The organism is Roseburia sp. AF02-12 (assembly GCF_003461765.1).
GTDB classification, from domain to species: domain Bacteria; phylum Bacillota; class Clostridia; order Lachnospirales; family Lachnospiraceae; genus Roseburia_C; species Roseburia_C amylophila.
Window position 1 is genome coordinate 711,306 of sequence record NZ_QTXS01000002.1, and the last position, 11,813, is coordinate 723,118.

Annotated in this window: 12 protein-coding genes; 11 read left to right on the forward strand and 1 reads right to left on the reverse strand. The window is 40.9% G+C overall.

Features of this window, described 5'->3' with window-relative positions; genetic code table 11:
* Window positions 1-13: 13 nt before the first annotated feature.
* The gene (locus tag DV740_RS12800) at window positions 14-1,093 is read left to right on the forward strand and encodes an HD-GYP domain-containing protein (RefSeq protein ID WP_117946503.1); all 1,080 of its coding nucleotides are present in this window, start codon (window positions 14-16) and stop codon (window positions 1,091-1,093) included.
* 53 nt (window positions 1,094-1,146) lie between these two features.
* Here DV740_RS12800 and hcp read toward each other — a convergent pair whose 3' ends face one another.
* Window positions 1,147-2,820, reverse strand: coding sequence for a hydroxylamine reductase (hcp, locus tag DV740_RS12805; protein ID WP_118088262.1), 1,674 nt, complete (start codon window positions 2,818-2,820; stop codon window positions 1,147-1,149).
* A gap of 335 nt (window positions 2,821-3,155) precedes the next feature.
* On the opposite strand from hcp, the gene DV740_RS12810 reads away from it, so the two are divergent.
* The 10 genes from DV740_RS12810 to DV740_RS12850 all read left to right on the forward strand — a co-directional run bounded on the left by DV740_RS12810 (window position 3,156) and on the right by DV740_RS12850 (window position 11,721).
* On the forward strand, window positions 3,156-3,572 hold the full coding sequence (locus DV740_RS12810; protein WP_118088263.1) for a MarR family winged helix-turn-helix transcriptional regulator: 417 nt from the start codon (window positions 3,156-3,158) through the stop codon (window positions 3,570-3,572).
* 73 nt (window positions 3,573-3,645) lie between these two features.
* Window positions 3,646-4,974: an MATE family efflux transporter gene (locus DV740_RS12815; protein WP_117841227.1), complete on the forward strand. Its 1,329-nt coding sequence runs from the start codon at window positions 3,646-3,648 to the stop codon at window positions 4,972-4,974.
* An 82-nt stretch (window positions 4,975-5,056) separates the two neighbouring features.
* Window positions 5,057-5,626, forward strand: a complete 570-nt coding sequence (locus DV740_RS12820) for a TetR/AcrR family transcriptional regulator C-terminal domain-containing protein (RefSeq protein WP_118088264.1) — start codon at window positions 5,057-5,059, stop codon at window positions 5,624-5,626.
* A gap of 144 nt (window positions 5,627-5,770) precedes the next feature.
* Complete coding sequence (gene fucO / locus DV740_RS12825; RefSeq protein WP_022243917.1) at window positions 5,771-6,916, forward strand: lactaldehyde reductase; 1,146 nt, start codon at window positions 5,771-5,773, stop codon at window positions 6,914-6,916.
* 82 nt (window positions 6,917-6,998) lie between these two features.
* Window positions 6,999-7,565 carry a hypothetical protein gene (locus DV740_RS15280; RefSeq protein WP_330415646.1) on the forward strand — a complete coding sequence of 189 codons (567 nt, stop codon included), beginning with the start codon at window positions 6,999-7,001 and terminating at the stop codon, window positions 7,563-7,565.
* A 25-nt stretch (window positions 7,566-7,590) separates the two neighbouring features.
* A complete protein-coding gene (locus tag DV740_RS15285; RefSeq protein WP_330415647.1) occupies window positions 7,591-7,881 on the forward strand; it encodes a hypothetical protein in 291 nt (96 codons plus the stop codon).
* Between the two features lie 22 nt (window positions 7,882-7,903).
* On the forward strand, window positions 7,904-8,953 hold the full coding sequence (locus DV740_RS12835; protein ID WP_118088265.1) for a threonine aldolase family protein: 1,050 nt from the start codon (window positions 7,904-7,906) through the stop codon (window positions 8,951-8,953).
* A 59-nt stretch (window positions 8,954-9,012) separates the two neighbouring features.
* Entirely contained in the window at window positions 9,013-9,843 is an 831-nt protein-coding gene (locus tag DV740_RS12840) for a metallophosphoesterase (RefSeq protein ID WP_118088266.1), read from the forward strand.
* Window positions 9,818-10,129, forward strand: a complete 312-nt coding sequence (locus DV740_RS12845) for a hypothetical protein (protein WP_118088267.1) — start codon at window positions 9,818-9,820, stop codon at window positions 10,127-10,129. The genes DV740_RS12840 and DV740_RS12845 overlap by 26 nt, the downstream gene beginning before the upstream one ends.
* A gap of 11 nt (window positions 10,130-10,140) precedes the next feature.
* On the forward strand, window positions 10,141-11,721 hold the full coding sequence (locus tag DV740_RS12850) for a spermidine synthase (protein WP_242994315.1): 1,581 nt from the start codon (window positions 10,141-10,143) through the stop codon (window positions 11,719-11,721).
* Window positions 11,722-11,813 lie beyond the last annotated feature (92 nt).

Here is an 11,813-nt window from a genome sequence, read left to right on the forward strand (position 1 = left end):
GCGGAGTGACAGAATGAGACTTAGAAAAATTCCAATTGATTTTTTATGGGAAGGCCTGGAACTTTCCGGAGATATTTATAATGACAGAGGTTCGGTGCTGCTTTTGAAACGGGGCGAAGTCCTGACACAGGACCGGTTAGATAAACTTTCCAAGTTTGAACGTGGTGGATATATTACAACCAGTGAGGAAACTTATCAGGAAATTCTCAACAGTGGAAAAGCACCAAGAGCTGCATTGCAGAGAGTATACGAAGAAGCAATCGGCTATACAGCATTAAAAAACGATGTAGACAGTATTTTTTCTGTAACCAGAAATGCTTCCGAAATTAATATGGAAGCAACGGAGACTGTTACAAAGGATATTTTTACTAAGATTAAGGTATTGGATTTTCCTAAAATATTTCAGTGTATTGATGCACCGAGAGAGATGGATGAGAATTTGCAGCGCCATTCCCTGAACGTAGCATTTACCAATGGTGTTATCGGGCAGTGGCTGAAGCTTCCGGAACCGGTGATTAAAAAGCTGGTATGCGCCGGATTAGTGCACGATATCGGAAAGACGAAGATACCGGAAGAAATCTTAAATGCACCAAGAAGACTTACGGAAGAAGAATTTGAAATCATAAAAGCTCATCCCGTTTATTCATATGAGCTGCTTTGGGATAATGTAGATGAAGATATCCGGTTAGCGGCAAGACATCATCATGAGCGGCTGGATGGAAAGGGTTATCCGGATCAGATTGCAGGAGATGAGATTTCTCTGCTGGCAAGGATTACCGCCATTTCCGATGTGTATGATGCCATGATTTCCCAGAGAAGTTATAAGGAATCCATGATTCCTTTTGATGTGTTGGAGAAATTTAAAAAGGGTGAATTTCCGGGACTGGATGAACGCCTGGTAGACTTATTTGTGAAAAATATGGTGGAAAATTACCGGGATGTAAAGGTACAGATGTCCGATGGAAGAATCGGTGTGGTGCGTTACATTCCACCAAATGACCTGAATCATCCGATTATCAACTGTAATCATGATGTCAGTCAGACAGATGATAAATGGTATTGCGTCTGCATTGCAAATCAGACAGGAAAATAGATTTTGCATAAATAAAAACCTCTTTACCAGAAAACTGGTAAGGAGGTTTTTGTTTACAGGCTCTGTTTCAGACAGGTTTTGATATCATCGGAAGCATTGCTGATTGGTTTCAGGTGGAAGGTATCGGTAAGATACTGCAGCACATTTGGACTGATGAAGGCAGGAAGCGTTGGACCTAAATAAATATCATGAATGCCAAGGCTTAAAAGGGCAAGCAGGTCAGCAACCGCTTTCTGTTCATACCAGGATATAATCAGTGACAGTGGAAGTCCGTTTACGTCCGTTTCAAAAGCATCTGCAAGTGCAGTAGCAATGCGGATGGCAGAGTAGACATCATTACACTGTCCCACATCTAAAAGGCGTGGAAGCCCTGCTACTTCACCAAAATCTAGTTTGTTGAAACGGTATTTGCCGCAGGCAAGCGTCAGAATCATACAGTCAGTTGGAACCATCTGGGCAAAGTCAGTGTAGTAATTTCGACCCGGACGGGCACCGTCACAGCCGCCGATAAGGAAGAAATGGCGGATTTGTCCGCTTTTAACAGCTTCCACAAGCTGTGGGGCATAGCTTAAGGCAGCGTGGTGTCCGAAACCTACCAGAATCTCTTTTGCCGGCTGGTCTTCCTGGAAACCGCCAAGTTCAATTGCCTGTTTTATGATTTCACTGAAATCTTTGTCTCCATTTTCTTTCCGACCGACATGTTTCACACCATCCCAGCCTACTACATTCGTGCTGTAAATCCTGTCTTTGTAGGAATCTCTCGGGCGCATCAGGCAGTTTGTGGTCATCAGGATACAGCCGGGAATGTTGTCAAACTGTTTCTGCTGATCCTGCCAGGCTCCACCGAAGTTACCTACAAGATGAGAATATTTTTTCAGTCCATCATAACCGTGGCAGGGCAGCATTTCACCATGGGTATAGATGTTGATGCCGGTGCCTTCCGTCTGCTTCAACAGCATTTCCAAATCATTTAAGTCGTGGCCGGAGACAATGATAAATGGCCCTTTTTTAATAGTAACATTTACCTTATGCGGGGAAGGATTGCCATAAATAGTGGTATTGGCATCGTCCAGTTTTTTCATGACTTCAATAGCCATTTCACCGGTACGCATGGTCAGACGGATCAGGTCTTCGACAGTCAGCCGGTCATCGGTAATGGCTTCTAATGCCAGTATATAAAAGTCATCCACTTCATCACTGAAGTAACCTAATTCTCTTGCCTGATGACCATAGGCACTGATACCTTTTAAACCGTAGAGAATAGTCTGACGGAGGGAGCGGATGTCTGGGTCTAAGGATTTGTCATACATAATGCCCGCCATAGGAGCATCCTTTAACATATCCGTTTTTGAATCCGGCAGATGATAGGTGGCATGGAGTGTGGAATTCGAAATTTCACCTACCAAATTGTGAAGCTCTTCTTTGATTTGCTGTGATTGCCGGAGCAGTGCCACATGTACATCTGCATCAAAATTTACATTGGTAAGTGTCGTAAAAAGTACATTTTCAATAAAGCTTACAATCGATTTGTCCATATGTTGTCCCTGCTCCACCAGCACTTTTCCGTAGCAGCTGATTCCCTTTATCTGAAAAATAAGTAAATCCTGCAGGTTGGCAATTTCCGGTGTCTTTCCGCATACGCCAAGCTTTGTACAGCCTTTGCCACCGGCTGTCTGTTCACACTGATAGCAGAACATTTCATAATTTAAATCCATGTTATTTCCCATACGATAATCTCCTTTTATAGAAAATTTTTTGGACGATTGCGAAAAGATATATTTTTCTTTCAAAATTTTTACTATAGAAGGGCATTTCAGCACAAATTACTTCCAATGCCCTTCTATATTTAAAATTTGGAAATAAATTCTTACGTTCTTTTTCACAATCGTCTAAGAAAAGTTTAGATATCGGCATTAGCATGAGCCGGGAAAAGGAATATTATGCATGAAGAAATAGAGTAGATAAAATAGAAAGTTGACAATGGAATAAAATCTGACTAAAATACTTAGGAACCGAACTAATTAGAAATAGTAATAAGTTTAAAGAAAGGAACAGATTTGCCATGGAAACAGGAAAGGTAATTAATAAAATATCCAACCGGCTCCGCAGACGTTCTAAGAAAATACAGGAATCTATCGGAATCAGCGGAGCAAAGGGTAACATTTTAAATTATATTCTGGTGGAATCAGAAAACCATCCGGTATACCAGAAAGAGATTGAGGAAGAATTTGGCTTGCGTCCATCTACTGCAACAGAGACTTTAAAGCATCTTGAGCAGGCAGAACTAATCTGCCGGGTGCCGGAATCAGAGGATGGAAGATATAAGAAGATTGTTTTTACAGAACAGGCGCGGAAGATTGAACATATTCTGCGAAAGGAAATTACGGAATCGGAAGAACTTTTATTACAGGGAATTACGGAAGAAGAAAGAAAAGAATTTTTAAGAATTGCCGAGAAGATGCTTCGGAATCTGGAATGAGAAATTTAAAGTTACAAGAGGCCGATGAGTGTCTTTGGGAAGCAGATTTTACCGGCAGAAAGGAAGGGTTACAATGGACGAAAATGAATTAATGGGCAGCATGAAGGTGTCGAAGGCAGTAGCAAAGATGGCAATTCCAAGTGTCATCAGCAGTCTGGTTACTGTCGTTTATAATATGGCGGATACGTTTTTCGTAGGGCAGACAGGGGATCCGTTGCAGGTGGCAGCAGTCAGTCTGACGAATCCGATTTTTATATTATTCATGGCATTTGCCAATATGTTTGGTATGGGCGGAAGCGCAGCGGCATCTATGGCATTGGGTGAAAAGAAGGAAAAAAGAGTAAAGCAGGTTTCTTCTTTTATTACCTATGCATCACTTATCGTGGGAATTGTTTTTGCTGCAATTTTACTGGTTGGAATGCAGCCGGTTTTACAATTGTTTGGAGCAGATGCAGATACTTATGAACTGGCGAAAGGATACACAACATACATTTCTTATGGTGCACCGTTTATTATCTGGTCTGCGGCAGCAAGCTTTGTTGTGCGTGCGGACGGAGCCAGCCGGGAAGCTATGACAGGAAGTATGATAGGAACAGTGGCCAATATTATTTTAGACCCGATATTTATCAGTGGATTTGGTATGGGTGCAGCAGGCGCAGCCATTGCAACGACTATTGGAAATATAATGGCGAGTGTATATTATCTTTGGTATTTCTGTAGAAAGAGCAGGAACATGTCTATGGCATTCCGGTATTTTAAATGTGGGGACAGAATTCTGTCCCAGGTATGCTCGGCAGGACTTCCAACAGCTATTTTTTCTGCATTGATGAGCATTTCTACGATTATTTTAAACCAGATTCTGGTGGCATATGGAAATGCACCGGTAGCGGCTATTGGAATTGTATTTAAGGCAAATATGTTTATCACATTTTTACAGATGGGACTGGCAAATGGAGTACAACCGTTATTAGGCTATAGTTACGGTGCAGGGAACAGGGAGCGTTTTATTGCAGTGGAACGTTATACGAAGAAATGCTGTCTGATTGTAGGTGTATTGGCGACAGCACTGTTTTTCTTTTTCCGGGAGCCGATTATCCGCCTGTTTATTTCTGATACAGAGGTCATAAATTATGGTGTGGAAATGCTGATTGCTTATATGATTTCCGGTCCGGTCATTGGCATTTTATTTATGAATATGAACTGTATGCAGTCTACCGGAAATGCACTTCCGGCAACGATTCTTTCTATATTGAGACAGGGCGTACTTTTGATTCCGGTGCTTTATGGCTTGAATGCATTGCTCGGTCTGCACGGTGTTATCTACGGACAGGCACTGACGGATTATGTGGCAGTTCTCCTTTCTATTGTAATCTGGCGGTGGAAACGCAGGAAAACTTTATAGGAGAAAACGGTCAGGTTGCCTTTTTCACAGGTTGGTGCTATGCTGACGATAGTAGATTGGCAGAGTAAGTGGAGGAGAAGGCATGGAGCAGAATGTTCAGAAAGCAGAACAGATGAAATACCGGCTGGCAGATGCCATGAAGCAGTGTATGGCGAAGATGCCGATAGAACGGATTACAGTGCGGCAGCTTGTGGAACTGAGCGGAACGACAAGACAGACATTTTACCGTCATTTTCAGGATAAATATGATCTGATAAACTGGTATTTTGACAAAATTTTAGCAGAATCCTTTGAACATATGGGAGAGGGAAAGACGGTATATGAGGGGCTGGTAAAGAAATTTGAATATATTGAGCAGGAAAAATTATTTTTTCGGGCTGCATTTAAATCAGACAGCCAGAACTGCTTAAGAGACCATGATTTTGAACTGATTACCCGGTTTTATACGGATAAGATAGAAAAGAAATCAGGACAGAAATTATCGGAGCATCTTCATTTCCTTCTGGAAATGTATTGCCAGGGTTCAGTTTATATGACAATTCAGTGGGTGCTTGGAAGAAAGAAGACTACACCGCGGGAACTGGCAAAGGCACTGACGGAAGCGGTGCCGGCGGAACTGAAAGCAGTATTTGAAAAATTGCAGATGATATAGTGGTGACGGATGATGATTGAGAGTGGAATTTGCCCATGACAGATATTGAAAAATCAAGTGACAGAGTTGCCTTTTTGTAACTTTTTATTTGTCTTTTTCATTGGTAAAATAGAGGTATCAATAAAGGACAAAGGAGAAGATAAAATGGCAAACAGAATTATGTTAAACGAGACTTCCTACCATGGCGCAGGAGCAATTAAAGAAATCGCAAACGAGGCAAAGGCAAGAGCATTTAAGAAAGCATTTGTCTGTTCTGACCCGGATTTGATTAAGTTTGGTGTAACATCCAAAGTAACCGATGTATTGGATGAAGCAGGACTTGCTTATGAAATCTATTCAGATATTAAGGCAAATCCTACCATTCAGAACGTACAGCATGGTGTGGAAGCATTTAAAGCATCAAAAGCAGATTATATCATTGCAATTGGTGGTGGTTCATCTATGGATACATCAAAAGCAATTGGTATCATCATTGCAAATCCGGAATTTGAGGATGTCAGAAGCTTAGAGGGTGTAGCTCCAACAAAGAAGCCTTGTGTTCCGATTATTGCTGTACCGACAACAGCCGGAACTGCAGCAGAAGTTACCATTAACTATGTAATTACAGATGTAGAGCGTAAGAGAAAATTTGTATGTGTAGACCCGCATGATATGCCGGTTATCGCAGTAATTGACCCGGAGATGATGTCATCTATGCCAAAGGGACTGACTGCTTCCACCGGAATGGATGCACTGACACATGCCATTGAAGGATATACTACAAAGGCTGCATGGGAAATGACAGATATGTTTCATTTGAAAGCGATTGAAATTATCAGCAGATCTTTAAGAAGTGCAGTTGCAAATGAAAAAGAAGGCCGTGAAGGAATGGCATTAGGACAGTATATTGCAGGAATGGGATTTTCTAATGTAGGACTTGGAATTGCACATTCCATGGCACATACATTAGGTGCTGTATATGATACTCCACATGGAGTTGCCTGTGCAATGATGCTTCCAATCGTAATGGAATACAACGCAGAATGCACTGGTGAGAAATATCGTGAGATTGCAAGAGCAATGGGTGTAAAAGGCGTTGATGATATGTCTGTAGAAGAATACAGAAAGGCAGCCATTGATGCGGTACAGCAGTTATCTGTAGATGTTGGAATTCCAACAAAATTAGAGGCGTTAAAGGAAGAAGACTTAGAATTCCTTGCAGAATCCGCTTTTGCTGATGCCTGTGCACCGGGCAATCCAAAGGATACAAATGTAGAGGATTTGAAAGCTTTATTCCGTAAACTGATGTAATCAGAAACTTAGACAATATATGATAGAAGAAAAGATAGCAGACTCCCGGAGCATCGGAAAAACGATGTTCCGGGAGTTCTTTATGAAAAATTTATTTGCGTCTGATAGGATGGAACCGTATAATGAAATTGGATTGATATTCAATAGAGCATACTTTGTGAAGGGTTTGAGAGAGGAATCGGAAACAAAGGAGGCTATTAACCTGAACAGCGAAATTACAAATGCAGTAAAAGCTGCAAGAAATCGGGCTCAATATGATGAATGTGCCAAAAGACTCTTAGGACAAAAAAGTATTCTGGCGCATATTTTGGTGAATACTGTGGATGAATTTAAAGGTATGAATCCCAAGGATGTGATACCGTATATTGAAGGAGAACCACAGGTTGGTGTTGTGCCCATAGAACCGGGACTTACAAATGCAGGCGATATGGCAGGACATATTGGCGGATTTAATTCAGAAAATGCAGAAATAAATGAAGGAACGGTCAGGTTTGATATTGTTTTTTATGTGCGCATGAGAGATGGAATTTCTCAAATTATAGTAAATATTGAAGCTCAGAAGAACAAACCTGTTACATATAAAATATTGAACCGGGCGATATTCTATGTAAGCAGGCTTATTTCATCCCAAAAGAGAGGAACGCTATGAGCTGCATCGGCTGATAAGCACACTTTTGTCAAATGAAATAGAAGCAGAAGAAAAATTAAATATGATAGAACTGGAATATCAGATTCCGGTAAGTGAAGAATTGAGAGAGGAAGTGAACCTGATGTGTAATCTGAGTGAAGGAATAGAAGAAAGAGCAGCAGAAAAGGCTGCAGAAAAGACATTAAGAGAAACAAATAAAAAAGTAATTACCAATATGCACAGGAAGGGCTATACCTTAGAACAGATAGCAGAGATTGTGGAAATTAAACCGGAGGAAGTAGGAAAAATCATAGAAGAAGAATCTATGTCAGTATAGAATAGAAAGAGGAAGTAGAAAAATGGCAGCACAATTAGCGTTTGCAAGTGATTATATGGAAGGAGCCTATCCGGCGATTCTAAAAAAGTTAGCGGAGACAAATCTGGTAAAAAGTGCCGGATACGGACTGGATGAATATTCGGAAACTGCAAGGGAAAAGATTCGGAAGGCCTGCAATGCACCGGAGGCAGAGGTGCATTTTCTGGTGGGAGGAACACAGACCAATGCCACGGTAATTGATGCCCTGTTAGCATCTTATCAGGGAGTGATTGCGGCAGAGACCGGACATGTCAGTTCCCATGAGGCAGGAGCTATTGAAGCGGGTGGACATAAAGTGTTGACGATTCCGCAGACAGACGGAAAAATCAGTGCAGAAAAGGTAGAAGAAGTCTTAAATAAATTTAAAGAGGATGGCAACCGTGATCATATGGTGATGCCGGGAATGGTATACATTTCCCAGCCGACAGAATATGGAACCTTATATAACCGGCAGGAATTAGAAGCATTAAGTAAAGTATGCCGCAGCAATGGTATTCCACTTTATTTGGATGGAGCAAGACTGGCTTATGCACTGGCATGTTCGGTGAATGATGTGACATTAGAAGATATTGCAGCATGCTGCGATGCCTTCTATATCGGAGGAACAAAATGCGGTGCATTGTTTGGAGAGGCAGTGGTATTTCCGAAGCCAGGACTTATTCCGCATTTCTTTACCATTATAAAACAGCATGGAGCACTGCTTGCTAAGGGACGGATACTTGGCATCCAGTTTGATGTCTTATTTGAAAATGATTTGTATGAGCATATCGGAGAGCCGGCAATTGCAGCGGCAGATAAGATTCGGGAAGGCTTAAAGGAAAATGGAATTGAGCTTTATCTGGATGCTCCCACTAATCAGGTATTTTGTGTGGTAGACAATGCATTTATGGAAAAGCTTGCGCAAAAAGTTGAATTCAGCTTCTGGGAGAAAAAGGATGAGACGCATACGGTAATTCGTTTTGCAACCAGTTGGGCAACGACAATGGAAGACGTGGATGAGCTGATAAAATTGATTAAACAGATAAATGAGTAGATGAATGATAGACGGATAAACAGATAATGAATAAAAAGGATGGAATGAGGATTTAAAAGATGTGGGCAATACTAATGATAGTACTGTTTTTCAGTGCGTTTGCAGGAATCATCTATCTGATAAACCGGATTGGAAAATTTGGTTTCCTGAATAAAATAACAAAAGGAAAAAAGTGGCTGCGCATCCTAATTAGTGCGGTTTTGGTATGTGGAATCACCGTAATACTCTGGGTAGCGTGGGGTTCGATGAATGCTATAGTATGCATTCTGCATCTGATTATATTCTGGCTTATTAGTGACGGAATTTTTGCACTGATAAAAAAACGCCGGAAGAAATCTTTGAAAAGATATTATGCCGGAGCTGTGGCACTTGTATTTACCATAGGATATCTTGGAAGCGGCTGGTATCTGGCACATCATGTATGGGAGACGGACTATCAGATTCAGACGGATAAGGAAGTAGGAAGCCTTCGGGTGGCAGTATTTGCAGATTCCCATGTAGGGACAACTTTTCATGGGGAAGGCTTTGCCGAGCATATGAAAACCATAGAGGAGCAGCACCCGGATGTGGTTCTGATTGTGGGAGACTTTGTGGATGATGATACGACAAAAGAAGATATGATAGCCTGCTGTAAAGCATTAGGAGAGCTTGATACGACTTATGGTGTATATTATGTCTTTGGAAATCATGATAAAGGATATTATCCGCCGGAATACCGGGGCTATGATGGAAATGATTTGATAGTGGAATTAGAAAAAAATCAGGTACATGTTCTGCAGGATGAGGTAGAACTGATTGCGGATAAATTCTATATAATAGGAAGACAGGATAAATCCGAAGAATATGCAGAAAAAAAGAGCCACAATGGAAGAACTGACGGCAAACCTTGATCCGGATAAATTCTCCATTGTATTAGACCATCAGCCACAGGATTATGCAGCGCAGCAGAATGTCAATGTGGATCTGGTTCTTTCCGGACATACCTACGGTGGACAGCTATTCCCGCTGATGACCATTGAGAATCTTACGAAAATGACACCGGATGACCGTGTCTATGGATATGAGCAGAGAGAAAATACGAATTTTATTGTAACATCAGGAATTTCCGACTGGGCGATTAAGTTTAAAACGGGATGTAAGTCGGAGTATCTTATGATTGATATTGAAGGAAAATAAAAGAGGTGTATATGAAAAAGTTATTTTTGTATTTGACGGAATTTTTTGCAGGAATGTCAGTGATGGCAGTAGAGTTAGGCGCAAGCAGATTACTTGCACCATATTTTAGTTCTTCCCAGATAGTCTGGACAATCATTATCGGAACCATTATGATTGCCATGGCATTGGGAAATATTTATGGCGGAAGGACGGCAGACAAATCACCGAACCCGGATAAACTGTATGGAAGAATTATCATTGCCGCAATCTGGATTGCATTAATTCCGGTAGTGGGAAAATATATTATCATAGGAATATCAGCCCTTTTAATCTTTGCGGTAAATAATAATTTCCTGATTATTGCAGCTTTTGCAGCCTGCATGGTAATTTTCGTATTTCCGCTGTTTCTGTTGGGAACGGTAACACCATCCCTGGTAAAATATTCTGTTGATAATTTAGATGACAACGGAAAGACAGTAGGTACCTTAGGGGCATTTAACACCATCGGAAGCATCATTGGAACCTTTATCCCAACCTTTGTGACAATTCCGGCAGTAGGAACATCCGTTACATTTCTTATCTTTGCGGGAATTTTACTGGCATTATCCATCGTATATTTTATCAATGCGCATACCGGAAAGAAGAAAATAGTTGCATCTATTCTGATATTTGCACTGTGCTGCGGGTTTGGATATTCCGACTCATTTGCATTCTGGGAAAATAATCTGACCTATGAGGGGGAATCCGTATATAACTATCTTCAGGTATACGAAAATCAGGACAAGGTGTCCTTATCCACCAATGTGTTATTCGGTGTGCAGTCTGTGTATATGAAGCAGGATGAACTGACCGGCATGTATTATGATTATGCCATGGCGGCACCGCTTATGTTAAAAGACAAAGAAATATCAGACATGGATGTGCTGATTCTTGGAATGGGAACCGGTACTTATGCAACCCAGTGCCGGAAATATTTTGGAGATATGAATGTGGAAGGTGTTGAAATTGATGAGAAGATTACAAAGCTTTCCAGACAGTATTTTTCACTTTCGGAGGATGTGCCGGTAACGACTTATGATGGAAGAGCATTTTTAAATGCATCCGATAAGAAATACGATGTCATTATGGTAGATGCTTATCAGGATATTACGATTCCGTTTCAGATGTCTTCCGTTGAATTTTTTACGCTGGTAAAAGAGCATTTAAATGAAAATGGCGTAATGGTGGTGAATATGAACATGCGTGGGCAGAAAGAAGGAAATATTAACCAGTATCTTTCCGACACCATAGGAAGTGTATTTGGAACAGAATATACTGTGGATGTGGCAGGCTCTACAAACCGGGAACTGTTTGCATCCGACAATGGAGAAATTTTAAAGAATCTTTCTAACAACATTTCCAAGCTTGAAAATCAGGAGTTAAAGGGAATGATGACAGAGGTATTGGCAGATACCGTTTTCTATGAAAAGGGCGATTATATTCTTACAGATGATAAGGCACCGGTGGAACTTCTTGGAATGCAGGTGATTGATGAGATGATAAAAGATGAAGTTGCATATTATAAGGGAGTTTATAAAGAGGAAGGGCTGAAAGGACTGCTGAATTCCTTTTAAATATAAGAAAAATAGTAATTAACAAAAATTGTCTGAAAATTTTAGCACTCACCTCTTGACAGTGCTAATAATGCGTGCTATATTTATGCTTG